The following is an 18,584-nucleotide window of genomic DNA, read 5'->3' as shown; positions in this document are numbered from 1 at the left end:
AGAGCACACCGCCAGCCAGCTGAATCGAACCGCCGGAGACCCCGGCGGCCGACGCCGTACCCCCCTCAGCGTCGAGGGGCCGGGCGGCCGCCGGGCCCGACAGCCGAGAGGGAATGAGCCGCCGATGACGACAACCGCCAGCCCGACCCATACCGAGACCACCGCCCCCGCAGCAGCCACGGACCCCCTCCCAGCCGTCGCCACGCAGTACGACCTGACCGATGCACCGACCCGCCACGCCGGCCTGCTGGCCTGGGTCGCCGAGGTCGCCGCATTGACCCAGCCCGACCGGATCCACTGGGTGGACGGCTCGGACGCGGAGTACGGCAAGCTCACCGGCGAGCTGATCGAGGCCGGGACCATGGTCCGGCTGAACGAGGAGAAGAAGCCGAACTCGTTCTGGGTTCGCACCGACCCCTCGGACGTGGCCCGGGTCGAGCAGCGGACGTTCATCTGCTCAGTCGACGAAGAAGACGCCGGTCCGACCAACAACTGGATGGACCCGGCCGAGATGAAGGCCCTGATGACGGGGCTGTACCGCGGCTCGATGCGCGGCCGGACGATGTATGTCGTCCCGTTCTGCATGGGCCCGTTGACCGCGGACACGCCGATGTTCGGGGTCGAGATCACCGACTCGGCGTACGTGGTCGCGTCGATGCGGATCATGGCCCGCACCGGTGCCGACGTACTGGCCAAGCTCGGCGAGGACGCGTTCTTCGTGCCGTGCCTGCACTCGGTCGGTGCGCCGCTGGAGGCCGGGCAGAAGGACGTGCCGTGGCCGTGCAACGACGAGAAGTACATCGTCCAGTTCCCCGAGGAGCGGGCGATCTGGTCGTACGGGTCCGGGTACGGCGGCAACTCGCTGCTGGGGAAGAAGTGCTACTCGCTCCGGATCGCCTCGGCGATCGCGCGGGACGAGGGCTGGCTGGCCGAGCACATGCTGATCCTGAAGTTGATCTCGCCGGAGAAGAAGGTCCACTACGTCGCGGCCGCGTTCCCGAGCGCGTGCGGCAAGACCAACCTGGCGATGCTCGACCCGACCCTGGAGGGCTGGAAGGTCGAGACGCTCGGCGACGACATCGCCTGGATGCGGTTCGGCGCGGACGGCCGCCTGTACGCCGTGAACCCGGAGTTCGGGCTGTTCGGCGTTGCCCCGGGGACCGGCTGGAAGACCAACCCGAACGCGATGCGCACGATCGAGAAGGGCAACTCGGTCTTCACCAACGTCGCGCTCACCGATGACGGCGACGTCTGGTGGGAGGGCTACTCACCCACGCCGCCGAACCACCTGACCGACTGGAAGGGCCGGGAGTGGACGCCGGACTCGGGTGAGCTGTCCAGCCACCCGAACAGCCGGTTCTGCACTCCGATCAAGCAGTGCCCGATCATCGCCGACGAGTACGACGACCCGAACGGCGTACCGATCTCCGCGATCATCTTCGGCGGCCGCCGCGCCACCACGGTGCCGCTGGTGACCGAGTCTCGGGACTGGGCGCACGGCGTCTTCATGGGGGCGACGCTGTCGTCGGAGACCACCGCGGCCGCGGTCGGTCAGGTGGGCGTCGTCCGGCGTGACCCGATGGCGATGCTGCCGTTCCTCGGGTACGACGCCGGCGAGTACTTCGACCACTGGCTGACGGTCGGCAAGCAGCACGACGCGGCGCGGTTGCCGAAGATCTTCTACGTGAACTGGTTCCGCAAGGACGACGCGGGCAAGTTCGTGTGGCCGGGCTTCGGCGAGAACAGCCGGGTGCTGAAGTGGGTCATCGACCGGATCGAGGGCCAGGCCGACGCGGTCGAGACCCCGATCGGCCGGGTGCCCACCGCGGACGGCCTGGACGTCAGCGGTCTCGAGCTCACCGAGGACGAGCTGGCCATCGCGCTCAAGGTCGACGCGGAGGAGTGGAAGGCCGAGATCCCGCTGATCGAGGAGTGGTTCGCCAAGCTCGGCGACACGGTCCCGACCACGCTGAAGGTCGAGCTCGACCACCTGAAGGCACGTCTCGGCTGACCGGACGCCGGCTGCCGAGTCGGAAGCCGGCGGCCGGCAGCACCGCGGCGCCCTGGGCCACCTCCCAGGGCGCCGCGCTGTGTCGTCAGGTCCGTTCGGCGAGCACCCGGCGTACTTCGTCGTCCGCGACCGGTGCGAAGTCGCGGTATGCCTGCCCGACGGCGGCGTAGTGCCGCGGGATCCACACGCACACGACCTCGTCGGCGATTGCCGACAATCGGTGACAGCTGTCCGGACCACCCACCGGTACGGCGACGATCACCTTGGCCGGACCTTGTCGTCGTACCGCCTCGACCGCGGCTCGCATCGTCGAGCCGGTGGCGAGGCCGTCGTCGACCAGGATCACGACCCGGTCGCGTACGTCGACCGGCGGCCGGTCGCCGCGGTAGGCCTGCTCGCGCCGGCGCAGCTCGCGGATCTCGCGTTCGCGGACCGCCTCCAGAGTCCTCTCGTTGACACCCCGGAGTACTTGCTCGTTCCGCACGGTGTGGGTCTCGTCGCCGACGCCCGCGACCGCACCCATCGCGAGCTCAGGCTGCCCCGGCAACCCGAGCTTCCGGACGATCAGTACGTCGAGCTCCGCGCCCAGCGACTCGGCGACCGGCGCGGCGACGGGCACACCGCCGCGCGCCAGGCCCAGCACCAGCACGGACCCGGCCACCTCGCCGAGCTCAGCTGCCAGCGCCCGCCCGGCGGCCGCCCGATCGGCGTACGGCCTCGTCATATCGCCATGATCTCGCGATATGCGTACGTTGGCCGCATGCAGATCCCGGACAGTGCACGGACCGTGCTGGAGTCCAACGCCCTCGGGCACCTGGTCACGATCAACCCCGACGGCAGCCCTCAGGTCTCGGTGATCTGGGTCGGGCTGGACGGTGACGAGATCATCGCCGCGCATGTGCCGAACAACCAGAAGGTGAAGAACATCCGGCGCGACGGCCGGGTGGTGCTGTCGGTCGAGACCAGCCGGATGAACGAGATGGGCCTGACCGAGTACCTGGTGATCAAGGGGACCGCCCGGATCACCGAGGGCGGTGCGGTCGACGTACTGCGCCGGCTCGCGAAGACGTACATCGGGCCGGACGCGGAGTTCCGGCCCGGAGACGACGTGCCGCCGGGGTACGTCACCCACATCACTGTCGACCGCATCAGCGGCGTCGGACCTTGGAGTTGAGTGCATGAAGATCGGTGTGATGCTTCCGTTGGGTGGCGAGGACGGGCCCGACGGGGGGATGCCGGGGTGGCGGGATGTGCGGGCGGTTGCCGAGGCGGCCGATCAGAACGGGCTGGATTCGGTGTGGCTGGCGGATCACTTCTTGTACCGCGACCCGGACGGCCGGATCTACGGGATGCACGAGGCCTGGACACTGCTGAGTGCGGTCGCGGCGAGCACTACCCGGGTCGAGCTCGGGACCATGGTGCTGTGTGCGTCGTTCCGCGACCCCGGGCTGACCGCGAAGATGGCCGCGACGTTGGACGAGGTGTCCGGTGGGCGGCTGATCCTCGGCGTCGGGGCCGGCTGGCACGACCCGGAGTACGAGGCGTTCGGGCTGCCGACCGATCACCGGGTCGGCCGGTTCGAGGAGTGGCTCGAGATCGTGGCCCGGATGATCCGCGGCGAGACGGTCACCTTCGACGGGACCTACCACCATGTCAAGGAGGCTGTGCTCGACCCGGCACCCGCGCGGCGGATCCCGATCCTGGTCGCCGGGCACCGGCCGCGGATGATGCGGCTCACCGCCGAGTGGGCCGACGCCTGGAACACCGCCTGGTACGGCGCCCCCGGTGAGAAGGTCGCGGAGCGACTCGGCACGCTCGAGGACGCGGTCCGGGCCGCAGGCAAGCAGGCGGGCTCCGTCGCACCGACCGTCGGCTTCATAGTCCGCGACCCCGACCAGCCGAGCGTCCCGGACCCGGATCAGAACGCGTTCAGCGGCTCGATCCCCGAGCTCGCCGAGGCCCTCGCGGCGTACCAGAAGCTCGGCGTCGACCACCTGATCGTCTCCCCCGAACCGATGACCCCGAAGACAGTCCAACGCATAGCCGAAGCCCGCCGGCTGATGAACAGCTGAGGCCGCTTTGCCGCCGGGAGGGTCCACCGGATAGTCTTGGCCGTCGTCGAGTCCCCCTGCGGGACCGTCGGAGGAGGCGTCGCCTAGTCCGGTCGATGGCGCCCGCCTGCTAAGCGGGTTGAGGGTAATCCCCTCTCGCGGGTTCAAATCCCGCCGCCTCCGCAGTACCCCCGAAGGCCGCCAGGACTCCTGGCGGCCTTCGTCGTTCCGGCGAACACTGCCCGTGTCGGGGGCGCCACCTTGGGAGAGTCGGCCGGGGTCTGTGTAATCTGGCGTGCGTCGACGGGGGTCGCCAGCATCACGTCAACCGAATTGCTGACCTGAGCGTCTGAAGTACCGTGGGCCGCTGCACACGCGGCCTGTGGACAGTCGCCACGTCGTCGATCAGGGAACGGAGCCATGTCGCGGAGCACTCGCGCAGCCGGACGGAGGTCCGCGCCCAGAGCCAACCGGTCCCGGCAGCGTTCGCATCGTGCCCGCACGGCGTCGAAGGCGATCGGTCTCACCCTCGTCAGCGCGCTGATCCCCGGCTCGGGGCTGGTGATGGGCGGCCGGAAGAAGGTCGGCGCGTTCGTGCTGACGATCAGCATCGGCCTGCTCGTGATCGCCGCGTACGTCGGCCTGACCCGGCGTGACTCGATCCTCGCGTTCGCGGTGTCGCCCCGCCAGTTGCTGATCGCTACGGCCGCGGTCGTCGTCCTCGGCATCGGCTGGATCTGGGTCGTGGTCGCCTCGCACAAACTGATCCGCCCGGTCAGCATGACCTACACCGGACGGCTGGCCGGCTCCCTGTTCGTCGGGTTGCTCTGCTTCGCGATCGCCGTACCGACGACCGTCGCGGCGCAGACCGTGATGGCGCAGCGCGACCTGGTCGGCAGCGTGTTCCAGTCCGAGGGCAACTCCAAGAGCGCGACCCGGCCGAAGGTGGACAAGAAGGACCCGTGGGCGAAGACCCCGCGGCTGAATCTGCTGCTGCTCGGTGCCGACGACGGCGTCGGCCGGACCGGGGTCCGGACCGACACGGTGATGGTGGCGAGCATCGACACCAAGACCGGTGACACCGCGCTGATCTCGCTCAGCCGGAACTGGATGCGGATGCCGTTCCCGGAGGATTCGCCGCTGCACAAGTTCTACCCGAACGGCTACTACGACCCGGACGGCCCGGCCGAGCAGCCGGAGTACTACCTGGACTCGATGTACGAGAACGTCCCGAAGCAGCACCCGGGGGTCCTCGGCCAGACCGACAACGAGGGCGCGGACGTGGTCAAGCTCGCGGCCGGCGCGGCGCTCGGGCTGGACATCGACTACTACATGCAGGTCAACCTGGCCGGCTTCCGGCAGATCATCGACGCGGTCGGCGGCATCACCGTCAACGTCAACTACCGGGTCCCGATCGGCGGCGACTACGGCGACGGACCGGGGGCGAACAACGCGAAGAAGCCGTCCGGCTACATTGAGCCGGGCGCGAACCAGAAGCTCGACGGGTACCACGCGCTGTGGTTCGCCCGCGGCCGCTACGGCCTGAGCGACCCGTCCCGGCAGGAGCGGCAGCGCTGCACGATCCACGCGCTGGTGAACAGCGTGAACCCGGCCACCCTGGTGACGAAGTACCAGCAGATCGCCCAGGCCGGCAAGGAACTGCTGCGCACCGACATCCCGCAGGAGATCCTGCCGGCCTTCATCGAGCTCGGGCTCAAGGTGAAGAACGCGAACGTCTCCAACGTCGACCTGGACAAGAGCAAGAACTTCCCGTCCGGCCAGAACCCGAAGTACGAGGCGATGCAGGAGATCGTCGCGAAGGCGATCGAGCCGAAGACCAAGCCGGTCGCGTCCACCCCGTCGAACAAGCCGACGAAGAAGCCGACCAGCGGATCGACCAAGAAGACCCCGAACCCCGCCGTGACGCCGGGCGCGACCGAGAACCTGAACGACGCCTGCGCCTACAACCCCTCCCAGTCGGGGAACTGACGGCAGCATCCGGCCACCACGTCGGAGACCGAAGCCTTCTGACCAGGCGTTCGGTCCCGGATGAGATCCTGGTGCGATGCGTACGACGTACCGGATGCGGGCGGGACGGTTCCTCGGGATCCTGGCCGCCGGGCTGATCATTCTCGGTGTTGCCGCGATCGTGTGGGCCTTCGGCCTGCCGGACGTGGTGGTGTCGGTGTTCCTGACCCTGGGCGGACTGGTGGTGCTCGGTGGTCTGTGGATCCTGGTCTGGCCGCCGGTGGTCGCGAAGGTGCGCGACCGCGACATCGAGGTACGCGGCGTCCGGACGACGTGGACCGACATCACCCAGGTCGGCCGGGTCGAGACCACCCACGGCGAGGCGATCGTCCTGCGCACCAAGCAGCCGGACCACACCGTCCTGCTGCCGGTCGGCTGGCTGCGTCCCGGTCGGGCCGCGCAGCTGGAGACCACGCTGCGGGACCGGCTGAACGCCGCGCACGGTTACACGATCTGGGACGGGACTGCCCCGGACGACGACGATCGCGCAGAATAAAGCGACCCTGACCCTGAGGAGTGCCTGTGCTGTCCTTCGAGCTGTCGTACGACGAACTGATCGCCTACCAGGGCACGAATCCCCGGCCGGAGGACTTCGACCAGTTCTGGGACAAGGCGTTGCTCGAGCTGGGCGCGGTCGACCCCGACACCGAGTTCGCCGACGCGACCGACTTCCCGCTGACCACGGCGACCGCGCAGCACCTGTACTTCACCGGCACCGGCGGCTACCGGGTTCACGCGAAGGTGGTTCGCCCGGCCGAACCCACCGGCCCGGCCGTGTTGATCTTCCACGGGTACGGCGGTGAGCAGCCGAGCTGGGTCGACCTGCTGCCGTACGCCGCGCGCGGGTTCACTGTGGCCGCGCTGGATGTGCGTGAGCAGGTGGGTTACCGGACCGAGTCGCAGGCGGCGAACAGCTTCTCGCTGCACAACCACCTGGTGCACGGTCTCGACGACGGGCCGGACGGGCTGCTGTACAAGCACGTGTTCCTGGACGCCCGGCGGCTCGCGGACATCATCGCCGGTCTGCCCGAGGTGGACGAGACGCGGATGGCGACGACCGGATGGAGCCAGGGTGGCGGACTCAGTCTCGTCGCCGCCGCACTGACGCCGGGGATCAAGTACGTCGCGAGCGTGTTCCCGTTCCTGTGCGACTACCAGCGGGCCTGGGATCTCAACCTGGAGACGAACCCGTACGACGAGATCACCACCTGGTTCCGGAAGCGGGATCCGCGGCATCTGCGCCAGGACGAGGTGTTCACGACTCTCGGCTACATCGACGTACAGAATCTGGCGCCGCGGATCCGGGCCGAGGTGACGTTGTTCGTCGGACTCGAGGATCAGGTGTGTCCGCCGTCGACGCAGTTCGCGGCGTACAACAAGATCACGTCGTCCAAGGACATCCGGGTGTACCCGGACTTCGGGCACGACGACCTGCCGGGGGCGCTCGACGACATCTTCCAACTGATCGGCGCGAAGCTCTGACCACGCTCACAATCCTCGGCACCGCCGCGCCGTATCCGCAGCCGGACCGCCCGTGTTCCGGCTACCTCCTCAGGGCCGGCGGCGCTCAGGTCTGGGTGGACGCGGGTCCTGGCTCACTCGCCGAGCTGCTGCGCCACACCACCCTGGCCGAATTGGACGCCGTCTGGCTGTCGCACTTGCACCTCGACCACATCGGCGACGTGCTCAACGCGTACTACGCCTTGGCGTACGGCGAACTCCCCGCGCGGCCGCCGTTGCCCGTGTATGCGCCGGCGGAGTTGGGTGCTCGGCTGGCCGGGTTCTTCGGATTGCCTGGGTTTGCGAACGACGTACTGGACCTCCGCCCGCTGTCGGACGGTCATTCGATGCGGCTCCATGATCTGGAGCTGACCAGCCGTGCAGTGGAGCACGGAGGTGAGGCGTATGCGCTCCGCGCCTCAGCGGACGGCCACACCTTCGCGTACTCCGGCGACTGCGCGCCGTGCGCCGGCCTCGACGTCGTAGCCGCTGATGCGGACCTGTTGTTGTGCGAGGCCAACGATCCAGTGCCGACGCCGGTTCACCACACCCCAGCCCAAACCGGCGACCTCGCCCACCGCGCCAACACCAAACACCTGGTCGTCACCCACGTCGGCCCCCTCCTCGACCCGGTCGCGGCAACCTCCCACGCCGCCGAAGCCTTCGGCGGCCCCACCACCCAGGCAGTGGTCGGAGCGACGATCCCCTTCTGACCTGATGACCTCAGGAGGGGATCCAGGTGGGCCACCATGGGGGGACGTTGCCGGGGCAGGTGCCGGGGGCGGTGGCGGGGGTGCCTTGCCAGGAGAAGAGGGCCAGGTCGGCGATGGTGATGGCGATGGCGGCGGCGATCAGGGAGAAGAGAAACGCCTTGCCGGCGTAGCGGAAGACGATGGTGAACAGGACGAGGTTCACGATCAGGGCGAGCGGGAGGCCGAGGAACAGCAGGGTGAGGCCGTTGGGGACGCTGCCGGCGACGTCGACGTTGCACGCCTTCCACGCGCGCGACGTGATCACGACCAGCCCGAACGCCGCTCCGCCACCCACGACCACCGCAAGGAACGACTCGCCCTTGCTCCCCTTCACAGCCAACGCCATGAGGATCACCGTATGTGATCCAGGCGTCAGTAGCGCCACCGCAGCGCGCGGACCCGAGCCTCCAGTGACAGCTCACCCAGCGACTTCGCGTCATGACGCCGTACGGCGAGGAACGGCTCGACAATCGCATCCCCCAGAGCAGCGCGAATGACCTCCGACCGCTCGAGCGCCGTCAGCGCGTCCTCCAACGTCAGCGGCAACCGAGGCGGCCGCTCCGCCTCCGGGTACGTCACCGGGTCGCGGTCCAAGCCGTCCGGCAGCACCGCCTTCTGCTCGAGCCCATGCAAGGCGGCAGCCAGCACGGACGCTGCCGACAGGTAGGCGTTGCCCGACGGGTCGCCGATCTTGATCTCGAAGTTCGCGGACCCCGGCCGACTGGTCACGCTGCCCGGCACGTACCGCAGCGCCGCCTCCCGATTCTCGGGCCCCCAGCAAGCAAATGCACCCGCCCAGTTCCCCGGCACCCGCCGATCCGCGCTCACCACGCTCGGCGCGAGTACGCCGGTCAACCCGTCGAGCTCACCCAGTACGCCGGCCATCAACTGCCGCCCATGCTCAGACGGACCGCCCTCATCCCCGAACGGCCGGCCACCCAGCGAAGCCGAGAAGTGGATGTGCGCCCCGTTCCCCACGAACCCGGCCACCGTGATCGGCGCGAACGACACCAGCAACCCATGCGCCCTCGCCACCCGATGGACAACGAGCCGGGCGAGCTGCGACTGGTCGGCCGCAGCCAACGGCGACGCCGGCGGAAGCGCCACCTCGACCTGACCTTGCGCGTACTCCGGATGCAGCTGCTCAGCCGGCACCCCGGCCGCATCGAGCGCCTCGAGCAACTCGACCGCGAAGTCCTCGATCGTCAACGCGGCGAGTACGCCGTACGCCGGCCCGATCGTCGCGACGTGCGGATCATCGGCGTCACCGCTGAACACGGTGAACTCCAGCTCGAACCCGAGCTTCACCTCGAGCCCGGCTGCGACCGCCCGCTCCTCCTGCCGCCGCAGGGCAGAGCGCTGGCAGATGTCCACCGGCTCATGGTCCTGGGACAACTGATCGGCCGGAGCCCAGTAGACACGACGGTCCGGGCCGAGCGGCGCGACCGAACGGAGGTCCGGCATCAGCCGGTTGTCGCCGACCGGTCCGTTGACCAGCGGCGACGTGGTGATCGCGTCGTCGGTGCACATCAGCGCGAACACCGGCGACAGCCCGATCCCGTCGCGCACCGCGGCCCGCACCCGAGCGGCCGGCACCGTCTTGGCCCGGGTGATCCCGGCGTTGTCGACCATGGACGTGATCAGCATCCGCAGGCCACCGTCAAGCAGGGCGTTGACCGGATCCGCAGGCGTCAAGCTGTCGGTGACAGACATGCAGCCTTTCGTACCACAGGACCTAGAACGGCGGCTGGTCCGTCAGCTTCAGCAGCCACTCGGCCTGGTCGCCGTCGAGCAAGGGCCCGTCGAATGCGTCGGGGAAGAGACGTCCCCACGACACGGCCCGGCCGATGGATCCGAGACGCCAGGCCAGGCTGGCGGCACGACGGAGTTCGGGCAGGGTATGGCCGTCGGCGGTCCAGGGCTCGAGGTAGGCGTCCCGCAGCCGGGGGATGATGTCGTCGCCGTAGCTGCCGGCGGCGTGCCGTGCCGTGACGAGCAGGCTGCAGAACGGATGCGAGACGGCAGCGTCACCCCAGTCGAAGAAGGTGAAGCGTCCGTCGACCGGCGCGAAGATCTGCCCGTCGTGCAGGTCGGCGTGGTCGAGCGAGTCGGTGATACCGATCGCGGCGAGCTCGTCGCACCAGTCGAGCAGCCGGGGCCGCAGCTCGTCCAGGACCTTGCGGTCGGCGGGCTGCAGTGACTGGTTCGCGGTCACGGTCTTGTCGAAGATCGTCGGCAGGATGGCGAGCCGTGCATCGGGCACCCCGAGGGCCACGAGCTCGTCGGCCTGCGGGACCAGGGTCCGCTGGAACTCGGCGTACTGACCGACGACCTGCTCCCACGTTCGTTCGTCGCCTGGGTACTGGCGGAGGATGGAACCGCCATCGGGAAGCAGTGACCAGCCCCGCGTCGAATCCACCGCGTACGGCGTGAGCACGTGCCCGGGCGCCCACAGGGCCAGCGCCTCGGTCAGGCCGGCCTCGAACCGGCTCGCGGGCGGATTCGCCTTGAACCACAGTCGCCGCCCCACCTCGAACCGCACGATCACAGACCACGGCCGCACCCGCACCCACCGAGGCCCGCGCTCCTGCCACCCCAAGGCTGCAATGTGCGCTTCCACCCACGCGAACGCCGAGGCACGCCACTCCCTGTCGTCCCATGGCGTCCGTGCGTCGGCGTACTTGCCCCGATCAACCTGCATCCGCACACCTCATCACACCGACCACTGGTCGCGGCACTGGATAATCGGCGCATGAGTGCGTATCGGGTCGGCATCTCCGGCTGGCGGTATCCGCCGTGGCGGAAGGTGTACTACCCGGAGGGACTGCCGCAGCGGGCCGAGTTGGAGTACGTCTCGCGGCGGCTGAACTCGATCGAGCTGAACGGTTCGTTCTACTCGCTGCAGCGGCCGTCGTCGTACCAGAAGTGGTACGACGAGACGCCCGACGATTTCGTGTTCACCCTGAAGGGGCCGCGGTTCGTCACGCATATGAAGAAGCTGGCCGACGTGGACGCGCCGCTGGCCAACTTCTTCGCCTCCGGAGTCCTTGCGCTCGGCAACAAACTCGGTCCGGTGCTGTGGCAACTCCCGCCGACTCTCGGGTACGACGAGGAGCGGTGCGCGAAGTTCTTCGCGTCGCTGCCGCGGACCACGGCGGAGGCGGCCGAAGTTGCCAAGGGCCACGACGAGCGGATGGAGGGCCGGGCGCTGCTGGAGAGTGCCGTCGACCTCCCGCTCCGGCACGCGATCGAAGTCCGGCACGCAAGCTTCGAGACCCCCGGCTTCATCGACCTGCTGCGCGAGCACGGCGTCGCGCTGGTCTGCGCGGACACGGCCGGCAAGTGGCCGATGCTCGACGACGTGACGGCGGATTTCGTGTACGTCCGGCTGCACGGCGCCGACGAGCTCTACACCAGCGGGTACGACGACGAGTCGCTCGACCGCTGGGCCGGGAAGATCCGCATCTGGCACCAGGGCGGTACGCCGGCCGACGGCAGGACGATCGGGAAATCCACAGCGAAGCGCCGCCGCCGGGATGTGTACACCTACTTCGACAACGACGCCAAGGTTCGCGCGCCGTTCGACGCGGAGGGGCTGTCCCGCCGGCTCGGGATCACTTCGGCCGGGACCGAAGGATCACAGCCTTAGCGTGATCGCATGACTGAGAACCCCGGAGTACTGGTGGAGCAGGCGGTCGAACGCTCGCTCCGGTTGGTCCCCACCTGGCCGGCGTGGGACGGGCAACCGCTCACCTCCGACGACGGCCGCACGTTCACACCGCACAAGGCCGTCCGCCGGATCGCCGATCACCTGGTCGACCACCTGGCCGAGGTCGAGGCGCTCCTCGCCGGCGTACCGACGCAGCCGGACGAATGGCATGCGAGCGCGCTCACCTCCGCGGCCGACCTGGCGCCGTTCACCGCCGAGGACGTGCAGGAGGCCGAGCAGCGCCTGCGTCGGCTCGGGCGGACGTTCACCCTGCGGTACGCCGCGGTCGACCCGGCCGAGTGGGACAAGGACCGCGGCCCCAACTGGACCCTCCGCCAGATCGCCGAGCACCTGGTCGAACTCGACTGGTACGCCGAGCAGGTCGGCGACCTGTCCTAGAGGGTCGAGCCCGTGCAGCTCGACAGGAGGTGTCCGCTCAATGCGTCGACCGAGATGGCCTGACGAGCGTGGCGGATGCCTGCCGCCGGTGACACCTCCTGTCGAGCTGCACGGACCCAATCAGAAGAGCCGGACGCCGACCGGCTCTTCCAGGTCGAGGAGGAACTGCTTGCGCTTGAGGCCGCCGGCGTACCCGGTCAGTGAGCCGTTCTTCCCGACCACCCGGTGGCACGGGACGACGATCGACAGTGGGTTCTGCCCGACCGCCTTCCCGACCTGCCGGGCCAGTGTGCGATCCCCGAGCCGTTCCGCGATCTCGCCGTACGACGAGGTCGCGCCGTACGGGATCTCCTCGAGGATCGACCAGACGCGGCGCTGGAACTCGTCGCCGCGCAGGACGGTCGGGACCTCGAAGCTGGTCCGCTCGCCGGCGAGGAACTCGTCGAGTTGGCGGGCCGCCTCGGACAGCAGCGGGTCGGTGGCTTCGACCTGCTCGCCGAGGGTCTCCGGCGTCGGCTTCACCCAGTGGTGCGGGAAGTAGACGCCGGCCAGGGCGTTGTCCGAGGCGACCAGGGTGAGGTCCCCGATCCGGGTGCTGACGATCGCGTGCCTGTTCATGCATATGGAACGGATCCGCACCCGGACGTGTGAGGCCTCAGGAGCCGACGCGCTCCCGGGTCCGGCGCCGGAACTCCCGGCCGACCTGCACCGCGTCGTGGCGGTGCAGCTCAGTGACCGCGATGCCTGCGGCACCGTCCGCCTCGGCAACCAGCTCACCCTGCGGGTCGATCACGCCCGACATCACCCCTGCCGCCGGATTGGCCGGCACGGCCAGGCTCATCCAGCAGGTGTTCATCACGGCGTACCCGCGGGCGTGGGTCGGCACGACCTCGTTCCCCGAGGAGCCAGTGGTCGAATACGACACCAGTACGGCGTCGACGCCGAGCCGGTCGTACTCCGTGAACACCTCCGGGAAGAGGACGTCGAGCCCGAGCGAGAGGCCGAACCGGTAGCCGTCGATCTCGAAGGTCACCGGCTCGGTGCCCGGGGTGTACATCCAGGTGAGCTTGGTGGCCGACAACATGCGTTCGTCGTACCGAGCGACCACTGTGGCCTGGTCGGAGACGACGTACATGCTGTTGTGCGGTCGGGTCGGAGCGGGCAGTCGGTGCACCGAGGGGATCACGGTCCAGATTCCCAGCTCACCCGAGAGCGCGGTGATGCGGTCCAGCTCCTCCTGCAGCACGGTCCACTCGGCCTTGCTCCAGTCGCTCGGCCCGATCTCGTCCGGGCCGAGCTCGGACATCACGCGCTTGCTCGGGAAGCACAGCGCGCCTTCGGTGAGGTGCACCAGGCGGGCACCGGCCTCGGCTGCCTGCTTCATCAGGCCGCGGATCTCCGCCCCGCTTTCGCGGAGCACGGCGGCGTTCGTCGGGTCTTCGTGCACCGTCGACTGGGCGACGGCAATTCGTAGGGTGTTGTCCGGCATCTCGTCTCCTGACGGAGTAGGACGGAAGTGCCGGAGGGCAGCCGTGTAGGACTCGCCCGTTTTGGCGGCGCGGGCTCGGACCCGCAGCTTGAAGTTCCTGTGCGCTGTCATCTGGCCTTCCACGCACTCGCACGCGATCCCCCAGCGATCCCGTCCGAGGCGGCTGACCAGGACGAGCGGCCCGAGACAGGAAGTCCCTTTGCCTTCTCGCTGTGACCAGGCTGGGGCCGGTCGACGAAGGTGAGGCGCGGGCCGCGCCGGGACCACATCCTTGCTGACCGACTGCCGGTGGTCAAACACCACCGGCATAAAGTCGGACTCGCACGCGGTTGTCATCGGAGTACGACGTAGGCGACGTTTGGGAGCTAAGGGTGAGCATTCGAGTCGGGTACAAGGCGTCGGCGGAACAGTTCGGGCCGCGGGAGCTGGTGGAGTACTCGGTCCGGGCGGAGGAGCTCGGGCTCGACAGCGTGACGGTGTCGGACCACTTCCTGCCGTGGCGGCACGAGGGTGGTCACGCTCCCTTCGCGCTGGCCTGGCTGGCGGCGGTCGGCGAGCGGACGAACCGGGTGCTGCTCGGTACGTCGGTGCTGACGCCGACCTTCCGGTACAACCCGGCGGTGATCGCGCAGGCGTTCGCCACGCTGGGCGAGCTGTACCCCGGCCGCGTGATGCTCGGCGTCGGCACCGGCGAGGCGCTGAACGAGATCGCCGTGTCGGGCATGGAGTGGCCCGAGTTCAAGGAGCGGTTCGCCCGGCTGCGGGAGTCGGTGCAGCTGATCCGCGACCTGTGGACGAAGGACGGCGTCAGCTCCGAGGGCCCGTACTACAAGACCGTCGACGCGTTCATCTACGACCGGCCCGAGACGCCGCTCAAGGTGTACGTCGCCGCCGGTGGACCGCTGGTCGCCAGGTACGCCGGTCGCGCGGGCGACGGGTTCATCGCGACCTCCGGCAAGGGCATGGACCTCTACACCGAGAAGCTGATCCCGGCGGTGAAGGAAGGCGCGGAGAAGGCCGGCAAGACGTTCGAGGACATCGACCGGATGCTCGAGGTCAAGGTGTCCTACGACCGCGACCCGGCGCAGGCGCTGGAGAACACGCGGTTCTGGGCCCCGCTGTCGCTGACGCCGGAGCAGAAGCACAGCGTCACGAGCGCGACCGAGATGGAGCGGCTCGCCGACGAGTTGCCGATCGAGCAGGTCGCGCAGCGCTGGATCGTCGCGTCCGACCCCGACGAGGTCGTGAAGCAGCTCCAGCCGTACCTCGAAGCCGGCTTCAACCACTTCGTCGTACACGGCCCGGGGCAGGACCAGGAGCGATTCCTGACCCAGTTCACCACCGACGTCCTTCCGTTGCTGCGCAAGCTGGGCTGACAATCGCAGAATGGGCGATCCCGAGATTGTGCAGGAAGGTGACCCGCGGTGTGCCGAGCTGGAGGCAGCCGGCTACCGCGTGGTCGCCGAGTCCTGGGCAGTCCGCCTGCACGACCCGGACCGTGAGCTGCTCGAATCAGCAGTACGACGAGCTACCGCCGGCGGCCTGAGCATTCGGGAGCTGGGTCCGGAGTCGGCGGAGTTGCTGCACGCCTTGGAGAAGTCCAACGAGTCCGACTACCCGTACACGCCGGCGACGCATCGCGTGGTCGGAGACCTGGCCACGGTCCGCGCGCTCTGGCCGGAGCACCGGGTGTTCGGGGCCTTCGACGGCTCCCGCTTGGTCGGTGCGACGGCCATTCGATCACACGAGGGCTTCGGCGATACCAGGTTCACCTCGGTGCTGTCGACGCACCGCCGTCGCGGTGTCGCCCAGGCCGTGAAGGCTGCCTCGATCCTCGCCTTCCTCGACGTCGGCATCACGCGGTTCAGCACCGGCGGCGCTGCTGCGAACGTCGGCAGCCTGCGCGCGAACGAGTCCCTCGGGTACACGGTGACGGAGCGCTGGCGCACGTACCAGCTCTGATAACTCGCATGCGGGTGACCGGCGCCTCGGCTTAGGGTGCGGCGGTGACTTTTCGGCTGGCGGCGTACGCCGTGTGCATCGAGGACGGGCGCGTGCTGGTCTCGCGGTACGTGTCGCCGTTGACCGGCGCGAGCAACTGGACGTTTCCCGGCGGTCGGGTCGAGCAATCGGAAGATCCGTTCGATGCGGTGATCCGGGAGGTCGCGGAGGAGACCGGCTGCGATGCCGTGGTCGAGCGCCTGCTGGGCGTGGACTCCCGGGTGATTCCCGCGAGCGAGGCGAACGCGGGTGTCGAGCACCAGAACGTCGGCATCTTCTACCAGGTCCGGATCACCGGCGGCGAGTTGCGGCCGGAGCCGGACGGCGACATCGCGGAGTCGGTGTGGACGCCGATCCCGGACGTGGCTGGTCTGCAGCGGTCATCGTTGGTCGATGTCGGCCTGGCCCTTGCCCAGACCCGGCCGCCCACCGGGAACGTTCCGCCCGTCCCGACCGGCGGCCTCATCCAGCATTAGCGGAGGTCGTCAGAGAGGGCCTTGGCGGCTTGGGTGAGGAGGGGCACTGCCCGGTCGACCAGTGCTTCGGTCATGCGGCCGGCGGGGCCTGAGATCGACATGGCGAGGCGGGACGGGGCCTCGGGGACGGCGACCGCGACGCAGCGAACGCCGAGTTCTTGCTCGCCCTCGTCGGTGGCGTAGCCGTGCTCCTCGGCCTTGCGCAGTTGGGCTGTGAACGAGTCCGGATCGGTGATGGTGTTGTCGGTGTGCCTGGGCATGCCGGTGCGGTGCAGCAGTTCGCGGACCTCGGCCTCGGGGAGCTGGGCGAGGATCGCCTTGCCGACCGCCGTGCAGTGCGGCAGGACGCGGCGACCGACCTCGGTGAACATCCGCATCGAGTGCCGGGACGGGACCTGCGCGAGGTACACGATCTGGTCGCCGTCGAGCATCGCCATGTTCGCCGACTCGCCGAGGTCGTCGACCAGCCGGGCCAGATGCGGCCGGGCCCAGACACTCAGCATGTGGGACGAACTCTCGCCGAGCCGGATCAGCTTCGGGCCGAGCACGTACTGCCGGGACGGCTCCTGGCGCAGGTAGCCGAGGTCGACCAGAGTACGAACCAGCCGGTGGATCGTCGGCAGCGGCAGACCGGAGGCGTTGGCCAGTTGGGACAGACCCATCATCCCGCCCGCGTCGGCCATGGTTTCGAGCAGGCCGAAGGCGCGCTCGATCGACTGCACACTGCCGGTGCGCGCCCTGCCGCCGTTCGCTTCCGCCACGGGTCCCCCCTCTCTTTCCGGATCACGGAAGTTTAGCCCCAGATCTCGGAAGGCCGGTGCCATTGCGTCTTCCGCACAGTAGATATTAGTCTCCGCAATACGGAAAAGATAGTCTTGGAGGCGGAGATGGGCCTGGATGACCTGGTCGGCGAGCTGGATCGGCGCCTGGCGGAGGCCGACGCGGCGCTCGCCGCGGAGTACCCGGGCGACCGCGGTATCCGCCAGCCCGTGCACACCGTCTACGTCCCGGCCGATCGGTACGACGCCCGCACGGTGGCCGACTGGGGAGCCGAAGCCCGCGCCGCGCTCGGTGAGTACGGCGCCTCCGCCACGCAACTGGCCGAGGCGCTCGGCCTGCTGCCGGTCCCGACAGGCGACCCTGGGCCGGCGCTCACGGAGGAGCTGTACGAACTGGTTCGGGCCAAGCTCGAGCGGGAGCCGATCGAGGATCTTCGGATCGACTTCGAGGACGGCTACGGGACCAGGCCGGACGATCAGGAGGACGCGGCCGCCGTGGCCGCGGCCCGATCCCTCGCGGAGACCGTGACCGCCGGCGTCGCCCCGCCGTACCACGGGCTGCGGATCAAATCGCTGGAGGCGCCGAGCCGGCGCCGTGGTGTACGGACGCTGGACCTGTTCGTCCGTGAACTGGGCGGCGCGCTGACCGAGGGCTTCGTGATCACGCTACCGAAGGTGACCTCGGTCGAGCAGGTCGAGGCGATGATGCTCGTGCTCGACGCGGTCGAAGCCGAGCGCGGAGTACCGGCTGGATCACTGAAGTTCGAGATCCAGGTCGAGACGCCGCAGTCGATCCTCGGTTCCGACGGGACTGCGCTGGTGGCCCGGATGATCAAGGCGGGTGCGGGCCGCGTGACCGGCCTTCACTACGGCACGTACGACTACTCGGCCTCCTTGGGGGTTGCCGCGGCGTACCAGAGCATGGAGCATCCGGTCGCCGACCACGCCAAAGACGTCATGCAACTGGCCGCGGCCGGGACGGGTGTCTTCGTGTCAGACGGTTCGACAAATGTGCTCCCGGTCGGCTCGGCTGACGCCGTCCACGCGGCCTGGCGACTCCACCTGCGGCTGGTACGGCGTTCGCTCGGTCGCGGGATCTACCAGGGCTGGGACATGCATCCCGCCCAGCTGCCGACGCGATTCGTTGCGAACTATCTCTTCTACCGCGAGGGTCTGGAGACGGCGGCGGCTCGCCTGCACGCGTACCTGGGTCAAGGCGCCTCGGGCTACCTGGACGAGCCGGCGACGGCCGCGGCTCTCGCGGGCTTCGTCCTGCGCGGGATGGAGTGTGGTGCTGTCGATCAGGCGGAAGTCGACAAACTGATCGGCGTCGACACCGCCGGCCTCGCCAAGTTGGCGCGTCGACCCCTGCGGTCCTGACCCACCGCG

General features: G+C 69.1%; 20 protein-coding genes and 1 tRNA gene. 14 read left to right on the top strand and 7 right to left on the bottom strand.

Annotated features, from left to right (window positions below; translation table 11 throughout):
• Positions 1–124: 124 nt before the first annotated feature.
• Entirely contained in the window at positions 125–2,011 is a 1,887-nt protein-coding gene (locus OG817_RS36065) for a phosphoenolpyruvate carboxykinase (GTP) (protein ID WP_406049362.1), read from the top strand.
• 85 nt (positions 2,012–2,096) lie between these two features.
• Here the strand turns inward: OG817_RS36065 and OG817_RS36060 are convergent, their stop codons facing one another.
• The gene (locus OG817_RS36060) at positions 2,097–2,735 is read right to left on the bottom strand and encodes a phosphoribosyltransferase (RefSeq protein ID WP_396390784.1); all 639 of its coding nucleotides are present in this window, start codon (positions 2,733–2,735) and stop codon (positions 2,097–2,099) included.
• Positions 2,736–2,771: 36 nt separating this feature from the next.
• Here OG817_RS36060 and OG817_RS36055 point away from each other — a divergent pair, with 36 nt between their 5' ends.
• The 7 genes from OG817_RS36055 (at position 2,772) to OG817_RS36025 (ending at position 8,303) form a co-directional block, all read left to right on the top strand.
• The gene (locus OG817_RS36055; RefSeq protein ID WP_406049361.1) at positions 2,772–3,185 is read left to right on the top strand and encodes a PPOX class F420-dependent oxidoreductase; all 414 of its coding nucleotides are present in this window, start codon (positions 2,772–2,774) and stop codon (positions 3,183–3,185) included.
• 4 nt (positions 3,186–3,189) lie between these two features.
• Positions 3,190–4,083: an LLM class flavin-dependent oxidoreductase gene (locus OG817_RS36050; protein WP_406049359.1), complete on the top strand. Its 894-nt coding sequence runs from the start codon at positions 3,190–3,192 to the stop codon at positions 4,081–4,083.
• A 72-nt stretch (positions 4,084–4,155) separates the two neighbouring features.
• Positions 4,156–4,245: transfer RNA gene (locus OG817_RS36045), tRNA-Ser, on the top strand.
• Between the two features lie 237 nt (positions 4,246–4,482).
• Positions 4,483–6,051, top strand: a complete 1,569-nt coding sequence (locus tag OG817_RS36040; RefSeq protein WP_406049358.1) for an LCP family protein — start codon at positions 4,483–4,485, stop codon at positions 6,049–6,051.
• Positions 6,052–6,127: 76 nt separating this feature from the next.
• Positions 6,128–6,586 carry a hypothetical protein gene (locus OG817_RS36035; RefSeq protein ID WP_360437102.1) on the top strand — a complete coding sequence of 153 codons (459 nt, stop codon included), beginning with the start codon at positions 6,128–6,130 and terminating at the stop codon, positions 6,584–6,586.
• Between the two features lie 26 nt (positions 6,587–6,612).
• On the top strand, positions 6,613–7,572 hold the full coding sequence (locus OG817_RS36030) for an acetylxylan esterase (RefSeq protein ID WP_406049356.1): 960 nt from the start codon (positions 6,613–6,615) through the stop codon (positions 7,570–7,572).
• Positions 7,569–8,303 (top strand): MBL fold metallo-hydrolase, encoded by a 735-nt coding sequence (locus OG817_RS36025; RefSeq protein ID WP_406057588.1) that lies wholly within the window; start codon positions 7,569–7,571, stop codon positions 8,301–8,303. Before OG817_RS36030 ends, OG817_RS36025 begins: the two co-directional genes overlap by 4 nt.
• A gap of 10 nt (positions 8,304–8,313) precedes the next feature.
• Here the strand turns inward: OG817_RS36025 and OG817_RS36020 are convergent, their stop codons facing one another.
• From OG817_RS36020 to OG817_RS36010, 3 genes are read right to left on the bottom strand one after another with little or no spacing between them, the layout of a single operon-like run.
• Positions 8,314–8,688: a hypothetical protein gene (locus tag OG817_RS36020; protein WP_360437094.1), complete on the bottom strand. Its 375-nt coding sequence runs from the start codon at positions 8,686–8,688 to the stop codon at positions 8,314–8,316.
• A 26-nt stretch (positions 8,689–8,714) separates the two neighbouring features.
• The gene (locus OG817_RS36015; RefSeq protein WP_406049355.1) at positions 8,715–10,055 is read right to left on the bottom strand and encodes a glutamine synthetase; all 1,341 of its coding nucleotides are present in this window, start codon (positions 10,053–10,055) and stop codon (positions 8,715–8,717) included.
• 22 nt (positions 10,056–10,077) lie between these two features.
• Positions 10,078–11,043, bottom strand: coding sequence for a phosphotransferase (locus tag OG817_RS36010; protein WP_406049354.1), 966 nt, complete (start codon positions 11,041–11,043; stop codon positions 10,078–10,080).
• Positions 11,044–11,094: 51 nt separating this feature from the next.
• On the opposite strand from OG817_RS36010, the gene OG817_RS36005 reads away from it, so the two are divergent.
• Together OG817_RS36005 and OG817_RS36000 are read left to right on the top strand one after the other, a co-directional pair.
• Complete coding sequence (locus OG817_RS36005; RefSeq protein ID WP_406049353.1) at positions 11,095–11,991, top strand: DUF72 domain-containing protein; 897 nt, start codon at positions 11,095–11,097, stop codon at positions 11,989–11,991.
• A 9-nt stretch (positions 11,992–12,000) separates the two neighbouring features.
• The gene (locus OG817_RS36000) at positions 12,001–12,450 is read left to right on the top strand and encodes a hypothetical protein (RefSeq protein WP_406049351.1); all 450 of its coding nucleotides are present in this window, start codon (positions 12,001–12,003) and stop codon (positions 12,448–12,450) included.
• A gap of 120 nt (positions 12,451–12,570) precedes the next feature.
• On the opposite strand, the gene OG817_RS35995 is transcribed toward OG817_RS36000, so the two are convergent.
• On the bottom strand, positions 12,571–13,068 hold the full coding sequence (locus tag OG817_RS35995) for a methylated-DNA--[protein]-cysteine S-methyltransferase (RefSeq protein WP_406049349.1): 498 nt from the start codon (positions 13,066–13,068) through the stop codon (positions 12,571–12,573).
• Positions 13,069–13,105: 37 nt separating this feature from the next.
• On the bottom strand, positions 13,106–14,050 hold the full coding sequence (locus OG817_RS35990; RefSeq protein WP_406049347.1) for a carbon-nitrogen hydrolase family protein: 945 nt from the start codon (positions 14,048–14,050) through the stop codon (positions 13,106–13,108).
• A gap of 260 nt (positions 14,051–14,310) precedes the next feature.
• Between OG817_RS35990 and fgd the strand changes: the two genes are divergently transcribed.
• From fgd to OG817_RS35975, 3 genes are read left to right on the top strand one after another with little or no spacing between them, the layout of a single operon-like run.
• On the top strand, positions 14,311–15,315 hold the full coding sequence (fgd, locus tag OG817_RS35985) for a glucose-6-phosphate dehydrogenase (coenzyme-F420) (RefSeq protein WP_406049345.1): 1,005 nt from the start codon (positions 14,311–14,313) through the stop codon (positions 15,313–15,315).
• A gap of 10 nt (positions 15,316–15,325) precedes the next feature.
• On the top strand, positions 15,326–15,901 hold the full coding sequence (locus tag OG817_RS35980; protein ID WP_406049343.1) for a hypothetical protein: 576 nt from the start codon (positions 15,326–15,328) through the stop codon (positions 15,899–15,901).
• 44 nt (positions 15,902–15,945) lie between these two features.
• Positions 15,946–16,416 carry an NUDIX hydrolase gene (locus tag OG817_RS35975; protein ID WP_406049342.1) on the top strand — a complete coding sequence of 157 codons (471 nt, stop codon included), beginning with the start codon at positions 15,946–15,948 and terminating at the stop codon, positions 16,414–16,416.
• On the opposite strand, the gene OG817_RS35970 is transcribed toward OG817_RS35975, so the two are convergent.
• Complete coding sequence (locus tag OG817_RS35970) at positions 16,413–17,177, bottom strand: IclR family transcriptional regulator (protein WP_406049340.1); 765 nt, start codon at positions 17,175–17,177, stop codon at positions 16,413–16,415. The two genes, OG817_RS35975 and OG817_RS35970, sit on opposite strands and share 4 nt — an antisense overlap.
• 126 nt (positions 17,178–17,303) lie before the next feature.
• Between OG817_RS35970 and OG817_RS35965 the strand changes: the two genes are divergently transcribed.
• Positions 17,304–18,575 carry a DUF6986 family protein gene (locus OG817_RS35965; protein ID WP_406049339.1) on the top strand — a complete coding sequence of 424 codons (1,272 nt, stop codon included), beginning with the start codon at positions 17,304–17,306 and terminating at the stop codon, positions 18,573–18,575.
• Positions 18,576–18,584 lie beyond the last annotated feature (9 nt).

This window comes from Kribbella sp. NBC_00889 (assembly GCF_045207705.1).
Lineage (GTDB): Bacteria > Actinomycetota > Actinomycetes > Propionibacteriales > Kribbellaceae > Kribbella.
Note: the sequence above shows the minus strand (reverse complement) of the source record. Positions and strands in the feature narration are given on the sequence as shown.